At 46.0% G+C, this 16,212-nt stretch carries 16 protein-coding genes and 1 other annotated feature; of the genes, 5 read left to right on the top strand and 11 right to left on the bottom strand.

What is annotated here, in order from left to right:
• The first annotated feature begins 61 nt into the window (after positions 1-61).
• The gene (locus FLM53_RS02075; protein WP_048659607.1) at positions 62-859 is read left to right on the top strand and encodes a slipin family protein; all 798 of its coding nucleotides are present in this window, start codon (positions 62-64) and stop codon (positions 857-859) included.
• A gap of 83 nt (positions 860-942) precedes the next feature.
• Here FLM53_RS02075 and trpA read toward each other — a convergent pair whose 3' ends face one another.
• From trpA to FLM53_RS02040, 7 genes are all read right to left on the bottom strand, one after another.
• A complete protein-coding gene (gene trpA / locus FLM53_RS02070; protein WP_176680096.1) occupies positions 943-1,749 on the bottom strand; it encodes a tryptophan synthase subunit alpha in 807 nt (268 codons plus the stop codon).
• Positions 1,749-2,939, bottom strand: coding sequence for a tryptophan synthase subunit beta (gene trpB / locus FLM53_RS02065; protein WP_017631791.1), 1,191 nt, complete (start codon positions 2,937-2,939; stop codon positions 1,749-1,751). Before trpB ends, trpA begins: the two co-directional genes overlap by 1 nt.
• Positions 2,940-3,054: 115 nt before the next feature.
• A complete protein-coding gene (gene trpCF, locus FLM53_RS02060) occupies positions 3,055-4,494 on the bottom strand; it encodes a bifunctional indole-3-glycerol-phosphate synthase TrpC/phosphoribosylanthranilate isomerase TrpF (RefSeq protein WP_176680095.1) in 1,440 nt (479 codons plus the stop codon).
• A gap of 25 nt (positions 4,495-4,519) precedes the next feature.
• Positions 4,520-5,515 carry an anthranilate phosphoribosyltransferase gene (gene trpD, locus FLM53_RS02055; protein ID WP_176680094.1) on the bottom strand — a complete coding sequence of 332 codons (996 nt, stop codon included), beginning with the start codon at positions 5,513-5,515 and terminating at the stop codon, positions 4,520-4,522.
• A 9-nt stretch (positions 5,516-5,524) separates the two neighbouring features.
• A complete protein-coding gene (locus tag FLM53_RS02050; RefSeq protein WP_017631788.1) occupies positions 5,525-6,151 on the bottom strand; it encodes an aminodeoxychorismate/anthranilate synthase component II in 627 nt (208 codons plus the stop codon).
• Positions 6,152-6,153: 2 nt separating this feature from the next.
• A complete protein-coding gene (locus FLM53_RS02045) occupies positions 6,154-7,743 on the bottom strand; it encodes an anthranilate synthase component 1 (protein WP_176680093.1) in 1,590 nt (529 codons plus the stop codon).
• 125 nt (positions 7,744-7,868) lie between these two features.
• Positions 7,869-7,983: a sequence feature (Trp leader region), on the bottom strand.
• On the bottom strand, positions 7,930-8,055 hold the full coding sequence (locus FLM53_RS02040; RefSeq protein WP_009848753.1) for a trp operon leader peptide: 126 nt from the start codon (positions 8,053-8,055) through the stop codon (positions 7,930-7,932). It overlaps the preceding feature by 54 nt.
• 120 nt (positions 8,056-8,175) lie before the next feature.
• Here FLM53_RS02040 and FLM53_RS02035 point away from each other — a divergent pair, with 120 nt between their 5' ends.
• From FLM53_RS02035 to rluB, 3 genes are all read left to right on the top strand, one after another.
• Complete coding sequence (locus FLM53_RS02035; protein WP_017631786.1) at positions 8,176-9,030, top strand: PHP domain-containing protein; 855 nt, start codon at positions 8,176-8,178, stop codon at positions 9,028-9,030.
• 62 nt (positions 9,031-9,092) lie between these two features.
• On the top strand, positions 9,093-9,713 hold the full coding sequence (locus FLM53_RS02030) for an L-threonylcarbamoyladenylate synthase (protein WP_060467459.1): 621 nt from the start codon (positions 9,093-9,095) through the stop codon (positions 9,711-9,713).
• A gap of 160 nt (positions 9,714-9,873) precedes the next feature.
• Positions 9,874-10,905: a 23S rRNA pseudouridine(2605) synthase RluB gene (gene rluB / locus FLM53_RS02025; protein ID WP_017631784.1), complete on the top strand. Its 1,032-nt coding sequence runs from the start codon at positions 9,874-9,876 to the stop codon at positions 10,903-10,905.
• 209 nt (positions 10,906-11,114) lie between these two features.
• Here the strand turns inward: rluB and FLM53_RS02020 are convergent, their stop codons facing one another.
• The 3 genes from FLM53_RS02020 to yeiP form a co-directional block, all read right to left on the bottom strand.
• Positions 11,115-11,597 (bottom strand): RNA methyltransferase, encoded by a 483-nt coding sequence (locus FLM53_RS02020; RefSeq protein WP_017629620.1) that lies wholly within the window; start codon positions 11,595-11,597, stop codon positions 11,115-11,117.
• Between the two features lie 147 nt (positions 11,598-11,744).
• Positions 11,745-12,074 carry an HI1450 family dsDNA-mimic protein gene (locus FLM53_RS02015; RefSeq protein WP_017055114.1) on the bottom strand — a complete coding sequence of 110 codons (330 nt, stop codon included), beginning with the start codon at positions 12,072-12,074 and terminating at the stop codon, positions 11,745-11,747.
• 10 nt (positions 12,075-12,084) lie between these two features.
• The gene (gene yeiP, locus FLM53_RS02010; protein ID WP_017055115.1) at positions 12,085-12,654 is read right to left on the bottom strand and encodes an elongation factor P-like protein YeiP; all 570 of its coding nucleotides are present in this window, start codon (positions 12,652-12,654) and stop codon (positions 12,085-12,087) included.
• Between the two features lie 137 nt (positions 12,655-12,791).
• Here yeiP and FLM53_RS02005 point away from each other — a divergent pair, with 137 nt between their 5' ends.
• On the top strand, positions 12,792-13,559 hold the full coding sequence (locus FLM53_RS02005) for a nucleotidyltransferase domain-containing protein (RefSeq protein ID WP_176680092.1): 768 nt from the start codon (positions 12,792-12,794) through the stop codon (positions 13,557-13,559).
• An 85-nt stretch (positions 13,560-13,644) separates the two neighbouring features.
• Here the strand turns inward: FLM53_RS02005 and FLM53_RS02000 are convergent, their stop codons facing one another.
• The gene (locus tag FLM53_RS02000) at positions 13,645-16,008 is read right to left on the bottom strand and encodes a DNA polymerase II (protein ID WP_176680091.1); all 2,364 of its coding nucleotides are present in this window, start codon (positions 16,006-16,008) and stop codon (positions 13,645-13,647) included.
• Positions 16,009-16,212: the final 204 nt, after the last annotated feature.

Raw genomic sequence — 16,212 nt, 5'->3', positions numbered from 1 at the left:
CTAGGACAAACTTGATTGAATTATTAATGGCTTAACCATCGTTACCACTAGGGGGGCGGTTATGTTTATACACACTATAGGTATTGTTATCGTGCTCGTTATCTTGTTGATAGCCAGCATGTTCAGAGTTCTGCGCGAGTATGAGCGTGCAGTGGTGTTCTTCCTTGGGCGCTTTTACGGTGTGAAAGGACCGGGGTTAATCATCATCATTCCTTTCATCCAACAAATCGTGCGAGTCGACTTACGAACCATAGTTTTAGATGTACCAACACAAGATTTGATCACCAGAGATAATGTTTCGGTCAAGGTTAATGCCGTGGTCTATTTCCGAGTACTTGATCCTAAGATGGCAATCAACAACGTGGAGAACTATCTGGAAGCCACTAGCCAGCTATCACAAACCACGTTGCGGTCTGTTCTAGGTCAGCATGAGTTGGATGAGCTGTTGTCTGAGCGTGAAGAGCTCAACAGAGACTTACAATCGATACTGGATCAACATACCGATAACTGGGGGATTAAGATTGCTAATGTCGAGATCAAGCATGTTGATCTTGATGACAGTATGGTGCGAGCGCTTGCGAAACAAGCAGAGGCAGAACGTTCCCGTCGAGCCAAGGTGATACATGCTACGGGTGAGCTAGAGGCATCCACTAAGCTAAGAGAAGCCGCAGAAGTGCTGAACAAAGCGCCTAATGCCATTCAGTTACGCTATATGCAGACATTAACCGAGGTCGCGAATGAACGCACCACAACCATCGTATTCCCGATGCCGGTCGATTTGGTGGATAAAATCACTGACCCAATCAAAGCGACACTCAATGAGGCCGCGATTAAGAAAGCGATGAAATCCGAAGATTAGCAAGTTTTCTAGCAGCAATAAAAAAGGCACCACATCTGTGGTGCCTTTTAGAATCTAAAGTCGTGTTTAGCGAATGCTAAAGATTACTTCTGTGTGGCAGCTTTCATTGGCGTTACAAACTCAGCTAGTGCTTTAAGCATTGCTTCTGGCTGTTCAACGTTGTTCTCAATGGTTTTTACAACCGCTGAGCCAGAGATAGCACCGGCAGCGCCAGCTTGAATCGCTTCTTTTACTTGCTCTGGAGCAGAGATACCAAAACCAAGCAGTGCTGGTGGCGCATCGAACTTGTTCAAACGATCAAGCAATGCCGTTACTGGCATGTTTGCTTTTGTTTCTGCACCTGTTACGCCAGCACGAGAAAGTAGGTAAGTGTAACCACCACCAAGTTCTGATACTGACTGAAGCGTTTCATCGCTTGCTGTTGGTGGAGCAATAAAGATTGGATGAACGCCAAACTTCTTAGCTGCTGCAACAAACTCATCACTTTCATTGGTTGGTACGTCTGCAATCAGTACCGAGTCGATACCCGCATTTGCACAACGCTCGTAGAAGTTCTCAATACCACGTGCGTAGACCAAGTTCGCGTACATCAGTAGGCCGATTGGTAGCTCTGGGTATTTCGTGCGGATTTGACCAATAAGATCAAAACACACATCAGGCGTTACTTTAGAATCTAACGCACGAATGTTCGCACCTTGGATTGTTGGGCCATCAGCCAGTGGATCAGAGAATGGGATACCAAGTTCAAGCGCATCAGCACCTGCTTCAACCAAAGTTTCCATGATCTTAAGAGACTGTTCAGGGTTAGGATCGCCAACCGTTACGAATGGTACAAATGCACCTTGATTCTTTTCAGCTAAGCGAGTGAATAGTGATTGATAGCGATCCATTATAATGCTCCTTTCTCTTTAAGGATGTCGTGTACAGAGAAAATGTCTTTGTCACCACGGCCAGACAAGTTAACAACTAATAGCTGTTCTTTTTCTGGTTCGTCGTGAGCCATTTTGATTGCATGAGCTAAAGCATGAGATGACTCTAGCGCTGCGAGGATACCTTCGTTACGTGCGATAGATTGGAACGCTTCTAGTGCTTCGTCATCGGTTACGTTTTCGTATTCAGCACGGCCAATTGCGTTCAGGTGAGCGTGTTGAGGACCTACTGATGGGAAGTCTAGACCCGCAGATACAGAGTAAGACTCTTCTACTTGGCCGTTTTCATCTTGCATCAGTGGTGCTTTCATACCAAAGAAGATACCCGTTTTACCGTGCTTAAGCGGCGCGCCGTGTTGGTCGGTATCAATACCTTTACCAGCTGGCTCAACACCGATTAGGCGAACCGTTTCTTCTTCAATGAAATCAGCGAACATGCCGATAGCGTTTGAACCGCCGCCAACACAAGCGATAACGGCATCAGGAAGGCGACCTTCACGAGCTAGAATTTGGTTTTTCGTTTCTTCGCCAATCATGCGTTGGAAGTCACGAACGATGGTTGGAAATGGGTGAGGACCCGCAGCCGTACCTAGCAGGTAGTGCGCATCTTCATAAGTCGCAGACCAGTCACGAAGTGCTTCGTTACATGCATCTTTTAGCGTAGAAGAACCAGAATGAACAGGGATAACCTCTGCACCCATTAGCTTCATACGGAACACGTTCGGGCTTTGACGTTCAACGTCTTTAGCACCCATGTAAACGCGACACTTAAGACCCAATAGAGCACATGCTAGCGCCGTCGCAACACCGTGTTGACCAGCGCCTGTTTCAGCGATGATTTCTTGCTTACCCATACGTTTAGCAAGTAGCGCCTGACCCAGTACTTGGTTTGTTTTGTGCGCGCCACCGTGAAGTAAGTCTTCACGCTTAAGGTACAGTTTGGTTTTTGTACCTTTAGTTAGGTTGCGAGTTAGCGTTAGTGCCGTTGGACGACCTGCGTACTCTTGAAGAAGCGTCATGAATTCACTGCGGAACTCAGGATCGGCTTGTGCATCGATAAATGCTTGTTCAAGTTGGTCTAGTGCTGGCACTAGGATCTGCGGTACGTATTGACCACCGTATTCACCGAAGTAGGCATCGAGTTTAGCCATTATCTTATTCCTTCAATTCTATTGGCGTGCCTTCACACCAAGTCGTTTAGTCTTGTTTGAGCCTCGCTAAGGCAAAGCTCACAAATATGTTTTAGTTTCTGCGTTTAAAGCCAGACTAGTAATTACGAATCGCTGCAAAAGCACGTTGTAGCTTGTCTGCGTCTTTTTTACCTGGAGCAGATTCTACACCAGAGTTTAGGTCTAACCCTAAGCAGCCCAACTTAGCGGCTTGATTGGCATTTTCTGGGTTTAGACCACCCGCCAACATGATTGCGTTTTGGTTGTTGATCAGGCTCCAATCGAACGCTTGACCTGTACCACCTGTTTGAGAACCCACTTTAGTATCTAGCAGGTGACGAGTCACGTTGCTTTCCAGTAATTCTGGTAATGCACTCTCAGCGCCACAAGCAACACCATAAGCTTTCCAAATCTCAACGTTTTCAGGCAGTGATTGTTTTAGCTCATCGACATACGCTTGAGACTCATCACCGTGCAGTTGAACAGCAAACAAACCGAGCTCAGAAACCGTGTTAGCAACATCTGCCACACTGTGGTTTTGGAACACACCGACGTAGTTCAGCGGTGCACCGCTCATCGTTAAACGAGCCGCTTCGATATCCACATGACGCTTAGACGCTTCAACGAAAATCAGACCACCGAATACCGCGCCTGCTTGATACGCTTTGGAAGCATCGTCAGAGTGAGTTAAACCACACACCTTGTTTTCGCCCAGCGTTACTTTACGAACGGCCAGTTCAAGGTTCTTTTCAGCCATAAGAGAGCTACCGATTAGGAAGCCATCTGCAAATGTTGAAAGATCACGCACTTGTTGGTGTGTGTAGATACCAGACTCTGAAATCACGATGGCGTTTGGAGCCAGTTCGCGAATCAGTGGAGCCAACTCTTTGGTACGATTCAAATCAGTCGAAAGGTCACGTAGGTTACGGTTATTAATGCCGATCACCTTAGCGTTTAGAGCCACAGCACGGTGAAGTTCTTCTTCGTTACTGACTTCCGTAAGCACACCCATGTTGAGTGAGTGAGCAACCTCTGCAAGTGCTTTGTATTCTTCATCATCTAATACCGATAGCATCAACAAGATAGCATCAGCCGAATAGTGACGAGCTAGGTAGATTTGGTAGGTATCCACCATGAAGTCTTTACACAGGATTGGCTGCTTAGCAATGCTGCGAACCTTAGGTAAAAACTCAAAATCACCTTGGAAGTACTTCTCGTCTGTCAGAACTGAAATTGCATTTGCGTGGTTGTTGTACACCGATGCAATGTAGTCCAAATCAAACTCGTCACGGATCAAACCTTTTGACGGAGAGGCTTTCTTACATTCAGTGATGAAAACCGTTTGTTCGCCGCTCAGCGCATCATAAAAGCTGCGGTCTGTTGCGGTTAACGCTGCTTTAAACTCTTCCAATGGTTGAGTTTGCTTACGCGCTTCAACCCATTGGTATTTGTCACGAACGATTTTTGCTAGTACTTCCGCCATTTCAGCTTCTTTGACTGAAACGTGGGTCGACAATTTTTCGGTAGTCTGTGTCATGTTCTTTGTCTCAATTCGTCGTTCGTTAGGCGTGTGCAGCAAGCTTTTGTACAAGCTCGTACGCTTTGCCAGAGTTCATCGCATCAATGGCTTGTTGTGCGTTGGCTTTTAGGTCTTCGTGACCAAATAGACGCATCAATAGAGCAACGTTAACGGCTACTGCGCCAACTTGGGCTTCAGTGCCTTTACCCGTCAGGATATCTGTTGTGATGGCTTTGTTTTCTTCTGGCTCGCCGCCCTTGATTGCTTCAAGCGGGTGAGTGTTTAAACCAAAGTCTGCCGGTGTCACTGTGTATTCGTGAATTGCGCCATCTTTGATTTCTGCAACCATGGTTTCGCCGTGAATAGCCACTTCATCAAGTCCGCTACCGTGAACAACCGCCGCGCGCTTCATGCCCATTTGCAGCATGGTTTCTGCGATAGGGCGTACTAGCTGTTTGCTGTAAACACCCATTAGCTCGATGTTAGGGCGAGCAGGGTTAATCAGTGGGCCAAGGATGTTGAAGATGGTTCGTGTTTTCATGGTTTGACGGACAGGCATCGCGTGACGTACACCACCGTGGTATTGCGGAGCAAATAGGAACGCTACACCTAATTCATCGACAGCTGTACGAGTGTCTTCTGCCGTCATTGCTAGGTTGATACCAAATGAATCCAGTAGATCAGAAGAGCCTGATTTGCTCGATACACTGCGGTTACCGTGTTTCGCAACTTTTAAACCACATGCCGCTGCAACAAATGCTGAAGTCGTCGAAATATTAATGGTGTTGTGACCGTCGCCGCCTGTACCTACGATGTCAGCGAAATCGTAATCAGGACGTGGGAACGGGTTTGCATTGGCAAGCAGTGCTTTCGCTGCGCCTGCAATCTCATCGGGCGTCTCGCCTTTGATCTTAAGTGCAGTCAGCGCAGAAGCCATCAGGATTGGGTCTAGTTCGCCCTTGATGATTACATCAAATAATTGTTGGCTTTCTTCTTGAGTAAGAGACTGCTGTTCGTAAAGTTTATTAATCTGTTCCATGATTTCGTCCTAGTTAGTCTTTTTATCAAGAGTGGCTTTCTTCTCAAGGCAGAGAGGTTTCTCAAGAGCCCATTCGATAGCGTTCGCAAGAAGCGTCGCACCGTAGGTCGTCATAATTGATTCAGGGTGGAATTGGAATCCACACACCTTGTCTTGTTCTTGAACCACAGACATCACCAAGTCATCGACTTCAGCTGTCACTGTTAGGCTATCGGATACATGCGTTGCTACTAAAGAGTGGTAGCGAGCAATAGCCAGTGGCGAAGGTAAGCCTTGGTAAGTCGCATGGTTTTGGTGTTCCATCATCGACACCTTACCATGAATGATTTCGCCAGCGCCTGCAACGGTGCCGCCGTAGGCTTCAACAATCGCTTGGTGGCCTAAGCAAATCCCAATCATTGGCACTTTGCCTTTTAGCAACTGAATCAGCTCAGGCATACAGCCCGCGTCTGCTGGAGCGCCAGGGCCCGGAGAAAGTAGGGCAACAGGGTTGTCTAATTCGTTGATCGCCGCTTCAACGACCTTTGCAGAGATGTTGTTACGGTAAATCTTTACGTTGTGACCCAATGAACGGAACTGGTCTACAAGGTTGTAAGTGAACGAGTCGAAGTTATCGATGAATACAATATCAGCCATGATTACGACTCCTTCTTATTTGAGATGTTCTTAGTATGTGCAGCTTGAATCGCTGAGATGACCGCTTGTGCTTTGCCGCGCGTTTCATCCGCTTCTGCTTGTGGGTCTGAATCGAATACCACACCAGCGCCAGCTTGTACTTGTGCTACACCATCTTCAACGTAAGCAGAGCGAATCACGATACAGGTATCTAACGTGCCTTCACCGGTTAGGTAACCTACCGCACCGCCATAGCTACCACGACGCGTTTTTTCTACATCGCGAATAAGCTGCATTGCGCGGATCTTTGGTGCGCCTGTTAGCGTCCCCATGTTCATACAAGCTTGGTAAGCGTGTAGGGCATCTAAGTCTTCACGTAGTTGGCCAACAACACGAGAAACCAAGTGCATCACATGGCTGTAGCGGTCTACTTTTAGCAGGTCTGCTACGTGGCGAGTGCCTGCTTCGGCAATACGTGCCACATCGTTACGTGCTAGGTCTACTAGCATCATGTGTTCTGCGTTCTCTTTCTTGTCGGTGCGCAGTTCAAGCTCAATACGGCTATCTAGGTCGAAATCGATTTGACCATCAGGACGCTTACCGCGACGACGAGTACCCGCAATTGGGTAGATCTCAATTTGGTTGGTTTCGGTTTCGTATTTCAGCGCGCTTTCTGGAGAAGCACCGAACAGAGTAAACAGCTCATCTTGCATGTAGAACATGTAAGGGCTTGGGTTGCTTTGCTTAAGCTCTTTGTAGGCTGCCAGTGGAGCAGGGCAAGGAAGCGTGAAGCGGCGTGAAGGTACCACTTGGAACACATCACCTTTTACTACGTACTCTTTTAGGTCACGAACCGTTTGGCAGAAGTCTTCATCTGAAACGCTTGGTACGGCGTCAACGTTGTCTAGTGGCGTAACTTCTGTGATGGCTTTCAGCGACTGACATTGTGTTTGAATGTCGGTTAAGCGCTCAGTTAGCTGTGCTTTGATGTTTTCGTCTTGAGCGAACAAGCTTGCGTGTAGTAGGCCTTCGTTCTCTTGGTGATCGAAACGCAACAGTGTTTCAGCCACGTAGAAAACAAAGTCAGGACAATTGTTGGTTGCTTCAGCATCGCCTAGCGGTTCAAAGTTCGCCACGATGTCGTAAGCGAATAGGCCAGCCATGAACAAGGCGTGCTTATTATCAGTGTCTTGCTCAAAGCTGTGCTGAACCAAACGCAGTGCATCGAAAGAAGAAGCTTCTCTCAAGCGTGAGTCTTCGTCTAACTCGTTGCTTGGCTCGACAAAAGTCAGCGTCAGTAAGTTATCCGTCAAATCAGATTTAATCTCTGCTTTAACGTTTTGAGTCAGATGTTCGATAAGCGCTTGACCGTTTTGAGTCAACGCTTGAAAGGTTACTTCATGTCCGCGACATACAATACGAACAGCAGAGTCGATAAGGAGTAGGCTTGTCAGGTTCTGTTTAGATTCAATCTCAGCAGATTCCAACAGCAAACTGTCTGTTTTGTTCTCACACAAAGTATGAAAAACACTGGTTGGATCTTGCGAGTAAGGAACTGAAGAATTGATGACCTCAATGGTTCCCAGCTTTTTGATTTCAATGGCCTTGTTCACAAGACCTCCTTTATGATTCTTTAAATTTCCTGCCGTACATAGTCGCATAAAGATACCTTTCACCCAATCTAGAATATGGTCAATTCGATGATTTGTTAGTCAGTTGAATGTGAGATGTTCGACAAATTAAAAAGCCCGCTATGGAAGCGGGCTTAGTGATAACTTTTTTATAAACAAACTGTTTAATTAGAAGTACACGTTAGCCCACCAAGAACTTGTCCAAGTGCGCCACCAATTAAGCTCTGAACTTGCTTCTACTGAAGAAAGTTCTAAAACTTTATCTTTATGGTTTTGGTTAAATTCTTGTAACATGGTGAACCTATCAAATGTGACACTTCGTATTTGTGTACTAGTTAACTAGTTTTCCGCTTGCGGGTCAAGTGTGTTGACACAAATATAACGATAAAAATTGAAAACAATGAAAAAGAATATATGAGAATTGATCTACATAGTCATACAACAGCCTCAGATGGCCGACTTACTCCACCTGAGCTAATTGACCGAGCGCTAAGCTTTAACATCGAAGCGTTAGCGATTACAGATCATGATACGACTGATGGGCTTGCTGAAGCACGTAGCTACATTGCTGATAACAACCTTCCTATTCAGTTGATTAATGGCATCGAGATCTCAACCGTTTGGCAAAACAAAGATATCCATATTGTTGGGCTAAACGTTGATCCTGAATCGCCGGAATTGAAAGCACTGATTGAACAACAGAAGCAACACCGTATCGGGCGTGCCGAGCTTATTGCCCAGCGTCTGGAGAAAGCGACTCGAGAAGGGGTGCTGGACGAAGTGAAGTTGATTGCTGGTGATGCGCCTATCACTCGCGCTCACTTTGCTAAGTGGTTAGTCGACAATGGCTACGCGAAAACCATGCAGCAGGTGTTTAAAAAGTTTCTGACTCGTAATAACCCAGGTTACGTTCCGCCAACGTGGTGTTCAATGAGTGATGCTGTCACGGCGATTCATGCCGCTGGTGGGCAAGCTGTCCTGGCGCACCCAGGGCGATATGGCTTCACAGCGAAGTGGGTTAAGCGCCTGTTAGCGGCATTTGTTGAAGCAAAAGGGGACGCGATGGAAGTCGCTCAACCTCAGCAAGCGCAACAAGAAAGACGCACACTTGCGGATTATGCTATACAATACAAACTATTAGCCTCCCAAGGCAGCGATTTCCATTACCCATCTCCGTGGATGGAACTTGGACGTAATCTCTGGCTACCTTCTGGGGTAGAAGAAGTATGGAAAGATTGGGAGTTTCAAACGGTTTCACCATCTGAATAGTCTTTAGGTGAACCAGCTCCTTCTGATGATAGAGTCGAGAGATTCGATAACGAGGATCAACAATGAGCCAGTTTTTTTATGTACACCCAGATAACCCACAAGCACGTTTAATCAGCCAAGCGGTTGCGATTATCCGCAATGGCGGTGTTGTGGTTTATCCAACTGATTCCGGTTATGCACTGGGTTGTCAGCTTGAGAACAAACAAGCACTTGAACGTATTTGTAAAATTCGCCGTATCGACGATAAACATAACTTCACCCTGTTATGCCGTGACCTGTCTGAACTGTCGCTGTATGCACGCGTGGATAACGTCGCATTCCGTCTGCTTAAGGCGCATACGCCGGGTGCTTACACGTTTATTTTCAAAGCAACCAAAGAAGTGCCAAAGCGTTTAATGAACGCGAAACGTAAAACCATTGGTATTCGTGTACCAGACAACAAGATCGCGCTAGACCTGTTGGAAGCGATGGGCGAGCCGTTGATGTCGACGTCACTGATTCTGCCGGGTAACGAGACAACCGAATCGGATCCTGAAGAAATTCGTGACAGCCTTGAGCACGCCGTTGATGTCATCTTGAATGGCGGCTACTTGGGTGAGCAACCAACGACTGTTATTGACTTCAGTGACGATGACGCCGTGATTCTACGTCGTGGTGCTGGTGATCCTGCGCCGTTTGAATAATCGCTTTACTGATTAACAGTCTGTAACGATACAACGAACCTGCTATAGCAAATAACAAGTGCTTTTTAGCGGGTTCTTTGCGATAATACGCGACCGCGATTTGGTCGCGAAAAAATTCATTCGACGTCTGTGAAGACGACAATTAGGTAGAAAAGAGTAAATGAGCGAAAAATTACAGAAGGTTTTAGCGCGAGCTGGTCACGGTTCTCGTCGTGAACTAGAAGGTTTAATTAAATCTGGCCGTGTAAGTGTTAACGGGCAAGTTGCGAAACTGGGCGAGCGTCTTGAAGACGAGAACTCAGTGATCCGTATCGATGGCCATACTGTTTCAGGCAAAGCTTCAGAAGAAGTTGTTTGTCGTGTACTTGCTTACTACAAACCTGAAGGTGAGCTTTGTACTCGTCACGACCCTGAAGGCCGCCGTACTGTTTTCGATCGTCTACCTAAGATCCGTGGTTCTCGTTGGATTTCAGTTGGTCGTCTTGATGCAAACACATCGGGTCTTTTGCTTTTCACTACTGATGGTGAACTTGCAAACCGCCTAATGCACCCAAGCCGTCAGGTTGAACGTGAGTACCTAGTACGTGTATTCGGTGAAGTGACTGAGCAGAAGGTTAAGAACCTTGTGCGTGGCGTTGAACTAGAAGATGGTATGGCTCGTTTCGAAGACGTGGTTTACGCTGGTGGTGAAGGTATGAACCATACTTTCTACGTAGCAATCAACGAAGGTCGTAATCGTGAGGTTCGTCGTCTTTGGGAATCACAAGAAACAACAGTAAGCCGCCTGAAACGTGTACGTTACGGTGATATCTACCTTGATAAGAAACTGCCTCGCGGCGGTTGGAAAGAGCTAGATCTTGAAGAAGTTAACTACCTACGTCAGCTAGTTGAACTGAACCCAGAGAAAGAAACTTTGTTGGATCTTGATCCTTCAAACACTTCTCGTAAGCGTGAGCGTTCTCGTAGCCAAAAAATTCGTCGTGCTGTTAAGCGTCACGAAGAGCGCGCAAATGCACCTAAAGGTCGTAGCAACCAACCTAAGCGTAAGAAGCCAGCGACTCGCGGTACTACAACACCTGATTCAGGTCGTAGCGCTCCAGCAGCTAAAGGCAAGCCTCAGGCTAACAAAAGCAAGCCTAAGATGAACAATGGTCGTCCGGCTAAACCAGCTAAGCCAAGAACACGTCAGTAATTTCGTAAGTTCTAAAGTTTCATTAGCTGAAAGCACTGAATACTAAATAACCTGCTCATTGAGCAGGTTTTTTTACATCTGGAGAAATAGAAGATGCGGGGTGCGAGTAACCGAGTATCGAAAACATGCTGCCATAAACGCAGTAAGCGAGCTTTTCGCATCTATAATCTGTTCGTATCTCGTATCTCGTATCTCGTATCTCGTTTCTTTTACTTATGATTCGAAAAGTTATCGCCTTTCGCCAATCGATCGTAAAGCACAACGTTCACTGATGCGGCTAGGTTCATACAGCCATTCGTTGGGACGTAAATCGTCTCACGACAGAAGTCGGTGATCTCTTTCTTCAGCGTGCCGTCTTCAGGGCCAAAGATGTAAAACGCGCGTGGTGGATGCTTGTAATCCGGTAGAGGCTTTGCGCCTTCAATCAGATCGACAGCAACAGGTACACAGCCTACTGGAATAATGTCTTTCAGATCTTCAACACCAATTAAAGGCAGCGCTAGGTGCTTCTCTTTGGTATCGGTATGGAATTTTCGCGCGTGGTCGTAGCGTGTGCCCGTGTAAAACACAGAGTTGGCGCCGTAGCAGCCAGCCGCTCGCATTACTGAACCTACGTTTTCAGGCGTCTTTGGGTTAACTAGGCCAATGCAGGCATAGCCTTTCGATTGTGTGTCTGTTTTTGCTTTGGTCATAATCAGTGAATCTAACGTTGATGATGAAAGTGGGTAGTCACGATGAGAATTAGCGCGATAAAAATAGCCGAGCAATGGGCTCGGCTAATTTTTAACTCGCGTACATGAATACTTGTTTACTCATGCAGATGAGCGTCAACAGCGGTACTAGTCGCGTTTCCACAGCATGTGACAGAACTTATGGTCTGGATCACGGCTGATTAGCATGCGAGCAAATACGTCGTCTAGCACGTCATCAGCTTCATTCACAAGACCAATGCGCACTTCAGCGTAGATTTCTTTGTCGACTTCAAAGCCAACATGTTCAACCCAATCATCGCCAGTTTCAACAAGCTCTGCTGCGCCACGATCTTCAAACTGAGCAGTGAAAAGAATCACGTCTGCAGGTTCTAGGTTGTCAGGTGCCATCTCTAGGAAGATGTCGTATGCAGTGTCAATTGCGTCGTCATAAGACATTAGGTCGTTAGCTTCGGTCATAATAAATATCTTAGCTTGCGCGGTTCATGTATTTACGTTCAGCAGTGTTTACTACTACTTTGTCGCCAGTCGCGATGTACTCAGGTACTTGGATTGTAAGACCTGTAGAAAGACGAGCAGGCTTAGTACGAGCAGACGCTGATGCACCTTTGATTGAAGGGTCAGTCTCTTCGATAACTAGCTCAACAGATGTTGGTAGCTCAAGCGTTGCAGCGTTGCCGTCGATAAGTATCGCGTACATGCCTTGAGTTTCTTCGTTGATGAACAGTAGTTCGTCTTCGATTGTTTCACCGTTGAAGATGAATTGTGTGTAATCTTCGTTATCCATGAAGATGTACTCGTTGCCATCAACGTAAGAGAACATTACTGCACGCTTAGTTACGTCGATAGTTTCAACGATTTCGTCAGCCTTGTGGCGAACTTCAGTTTTAACGCCAGTTGCTACATCGTTACCACGGAAACGGTAAATTTTTTGGCCGCCACGGCCGCCTGGTGTTGTTACTTCGATATCTTTAACGATCACTGTTTTGCTTTCTACTGTGATAGCAAAACCTTTTTTAATTTCACTTGCTCTAGGCATTTTGTGTTTGTCCTTATTGGGTCTATCCGCTGATTATATCTCGGAGATGCTATAAATAGGAATAGCTTGAATCATAAAGTCACCTAAGCGATCATAGAGTCACAGTTAAATCATGATTTTATTTGCCGAAACGACCTATGCAGCTACCTGTTATTGACCCAACACAGCCTTTTCAACCTGAATTCCAACCTGTGGTTAACGATCTGATTACCTTCTTAAAAGGTGGGTTAGGTTCTAATCTACACAGTGTCTATATTTATGGCAGTGTCGCTCGCAAGCAAGCCGTTGTCGGTCGCTCAAATCTTGATGTGGTTGTGGTGACACACCGTCCGTTTCCTGATCTGCGAACCACGCTGTTAAACACGATTAAATGGCGTTTCCAAAAAAGCTTCCCGCAGGTTACTCAAGTCGCGATTAAAACGACTTTAGTTAGCGAGATAGTCGATTTCGATAATATCTTTACATGGGGCTTTATGCTTAAGCATTTGGCCGTGTGTGTGCACGGTGAAGACTTATCGGATTGCTATGGTGATTTTGAAACGAGTTGGGAAATTGCCAAGCATTGGAATATGGATGCGGAAAACTGGTTAGCGGTGTATCGCAACAAGATTGCCCGAGCAACAACGCCAGAACAACAAGTGGCCGCGCAAGTGATCATTGCCAAGAAGCTGCTAAGAGCGAGCTACTCTTTGGTCATGTACCGAGATAAGTATTGGTTTGATGATCCTGTTGAATGTGGTCAACAGTTCTTGAAGTATCACCCAGATAGAGAAGTTGAAATCCAACGATTGGGCATCTTACTTTCTGGAAGAGCGATTCCGAAACGTTCGGTGATCGGCATTCTGGATGGTTTCGGAGAGTGGCTGGTTAAGCAGTATCAGAAAACAGAGTTTCGAATCGGATAGAGCTTAATAATCTATCGGTATAAAAAAGCAGAGCGAATTGAACATTCCTCTGCTTTTTTGTTTCAATTAAAGCTCAAAAGCAGTTTTAGAATAAACCTAACTGCTGCCCACTGACTCTCTCAAAATCTAAACCGATGAAGGGCAAAATAGCCTCTGCGACCGGTTTAATCTGTTTGTCGATGTAATGCTGATAATCGATACCGCTCTTTAAATACTCTTTCGGCTCAGGGCCACTCAGAGTAATCAAATACTCAATACGCCCCTTGTTCTGGTATTGAAGCGGACGACCAAGCTGAGCGTTGATCTCGTCGGCTAGTCTCGCAGCGCGAACTTGTGGCGGAATGTTCTTCTGGTACTCATGCAGTTTACGACGCAGACGCTTCTGATAAACCAATAAGTCATCGTGTTTACCTGCTGAAGTCTCATCAACAAACTGTCTCACGTAGTCGGTTGGATCTTGGTCGTGAAACACCATCTCATACAGCGTTTGTTGGAACTGTTGTGCCAGCGGTGTCCAGTCTGTTCGTGCACTTTCGAGCCCTTTGAAAATGATCTTCTCTTGGTCGCCTTGATTGATTAAACCTGCATAGCGCTTCTTCGAGCCAGTTTCCGAACCACGAATTGTTGGCATAAGAAACTTGCGATAGTGAGTCTCATATTCCAATTCAAGTATTGAGGTTAGGTTGTAGGTCTCTTTGAGATGATTCGTCCACCAATCGTTAATGTAAGCGACAAGTTCATTTCCAATCTCGTCAGCTTGTTGTTGATCATAACTGCCATTCAGAGACACGAAAGTTGAATCAGTATCACCGTAGATCACTTGATAGCCTTTATCTTCGATAAGCACTTTGGTCTGCTTCATGATTTCATGGCCACGCATGGTGATCGATGAGGCTAGGCGAGTATCAAAGAAGCGACAACCAGATGAACCTAACACACCATAAAACGAGTTCATGATGATCTTAATGGCCTGAGAGAAGGCTTTTTCGTTGTTCTTCTTTGCTACATCACGAGCTGCCCACAAGTTCTCGATCATCTCTGGCAGAAAGTGCTTAGAGCGATGGAATTGACCGCCTCGGAAGCCATCAACCGCTTGATCTTCTGCTGGGCCAAGTTCTAACTTTAAACCCTCGATTAGCCCCATAGGGTCAATCAAAAACGAGCGAATGATTGAAGGGTATAGGCTCTTAAAATCGAGCACCAAAACCGAGTCGTAGAGGTTGGGAATCGAGTCCATCACGTAGCCACCGGGGCTTGCAATCCAGTTCTCTGGCTCTAGGTTAGGTGCGACATAACCCGCTCGGTGTATCTGTGGTAGGTATAAATTAGTAAAGGCAGCAACAGAACCGCCAACACGGTCAAGTTCCACACCGGTCAATCGCGAGCGCTCAATAGCGAAGTCGAGTAGGTGAGTATGTTCGAAGATACGGTTTACCAACACACAATCTTGAAGGTTGTACTTGGCGAGTGAAGGCTTATCGAACTTAAACATCCGGTTGATCTCATCCATTCGGTCATGAACGTTATGGATGTCTTTGCCTTCACCAAGTAACTCTTGCGATACTGATTCCAGCGACCATGAGCGGAAGTGATAGGTCGCCGTTTTAAGCATGTCGATACCATCCAAGACAACACGTCCCGGAATAGTGATAAAGCCTTGCTGGTTTTGTGCAGAGCTACGAAAGAAGCTGGGTTGATTGTCTCGACCAATACTGAGTTTCACTTCGTTCCATTCTGAACGTTTGTGCAGCAGCCTAAAGTCAAAATCAATGACGTTCCAACCAATGATGATGTCAGGATCAAACTCGGAGAACCAAGCAATCATGGCCTCTAGAAGAGCTTTTTCGTTGGCAACCCATTGGATGTTGGTGTCTGCTTGTTGCGGTTCGCCGACCATGATCACTCGGCTATCCATTGGACTATCTAAGCCGATGGAGTAAAGCACACCTTTCTCTGAACACTCTATATCCAGTGAGACCACCGACAAGCTAGGTAAGTAGTTTCCTGCGCGGCATTTCGCGTTTGATACTCTGCGATGCTGATTCTTTTGTACCGCTGTACCTGTGAACTCAACACTTCCTTTGATAAAGCGTTCCATCAAGAATCGGTCAGCGAGTCGAATATCGCTTTCAAAGGTTTGAATTTCTTCGTTATGGAAGGCTTGCGCTAAGCCAAAGCTGCTTCTTGAAAGCGATGTGTAACAAGCCGCGAGAGGCGTTTGTTCGAAGGTCGCGAGGTCTAAAGGCTTAAATTGGCAGTCTATCGATTCTTTGGTCGCAATAGTCTGACATGCTGGTACATCAGATTGAGCGACAAAAAATACAGGCTTTTCATTTTGAATGGTCAGCAGAGTAGAGCCTTGAGGGGTACTTAGCCACAAATCGATTTGTGTGCGCCCTGAAAAATCTCTTGCTTGTCTAGTGAGTACAAAGCCTTGCTGAATATCCAATGTAGTAACCTATTGAAACTGGGAATCGAATACTACCATCTAGCGCTGGATTCCGCACAATAGGCTGGACAAATAGTCATTAATTTATCGTTAATAGCGTTGAATAACGGGACGATATAAGCAAAAAAGTGAAATTGTCACGAATGGTTATTCAATGGTATTGAAAATATCTTTATCTTGTGTAATTTTATTGGGTGTTGTTTT

Origin of the sequence: Vibrio sp. Scap24 (genome assembly GCF_013394185.1) — a bacterium.
Classification (GTDB): domain Bacteria; phylum Pseudomonadota; class Gammaproteobacteria; order Enterobacterales; family Vibrionaceae; genus Vibrio; species Vibrio pomeroyi.
The sequence above is the reverse complement of the archived record's forward strand: the minus strand, read 5'-3'. Positions and strand labels throughout refer to the sequence as shown.

Bases quoted from the DNA above. Each gene is read 5' to 3' on its own strand.
- FLM53_RS02075 (WP_048659607.1), top strand. From the start codon at position 62: ATGTTTATACACACTATAGGTATTGTTATCGTGCTCGTTATCTTGTTG.
- trpA (WP_176680096.1), bottom strand. From the start codon at position 1,749: ATGGATCGCTATCAATCACTATTCACTCGCTTAGCTGAAAAGAATCAA.
- trpB (WP_017631791.1), bottom strand. From the start codon at position 2,939: ATGGCTAAACTCGATGCCTACTTCGGTGAATACGGTGGTCAATACGTA.
- trpCF (WP_176680095.1), bottom strand. From the start codon at position 4,494: ATGACACAGACTACCGAAAAATTGTCGACCCACGTTTCAGTCAAAGAA.
- trpD (WP_176680094.1), bottom strand. From the start codon at position 5,515: ATGGAACAGATTAATAAACTTTACGAACAGCAGTCTCTTACTCAAGAA.
- FLM53_RS02050 (WP_017631788.1), bottom strand. From the start codon at position 6,151: ATGGCTGATATTGTATTCATCGATAACTTCGACTCGTTCACTTACAAC.
- FLM53_RS02040 (WP_009848753.1), bottom strand. From the start codon at position 8,055: ATGTTACAAGAATTTAACCAAAACCATAAAGATAAAGTTTTAGAACTT.
- FLM53_RS02035 (WP_017631786.1), top strand. From the start codon at position 8,176: ATGAGAATTGATCTACATAGTCATACAACAGCCTCAGATGGCCGACTT.
- FLM53_RS02030 (WP_060467459.1), top strand. From the start codon at position 9,093: ATGAGCCAGTTTTTTTATGTACACCCAGATAACCCACAAGCACGTTTA.
- rluB (WP_017631784.1), top strand. From the start codon at position 9,874: ATGAGCGAAAAATTACAGAAGGTTTTAGCGCGAGCTGGTCACGGTTCT.
- FLM53_RS02020 (WP_017629620.1), bottom strand. From the start codon at position 11,597: ATGACCAAAGCAAAAACAGACACACAATCGAAAGGCTATGCCTGCATT.
- FLM53_RS02015 (WP_017055114.1), bottom strand. From the start codon at position 12,074: ATGACCGAAGCTAACGACCTAATGTCTTATGACGACGCAATTGACACT.
- yeiP (WP_017055115.1), bottom strand. From the start codon at position 12,654: ATGCCTAGAGCAAGTGAAATTAAAAAAGGTTTTGCTATCACAGTAGAA.
- FLM53_RS02005 (WP_176680092.1), top strand. From the start codon at position 12,792: ATGCAGCTACCTGTTATTGACCCAACACAGCCTTTTCAACCTGAATTC.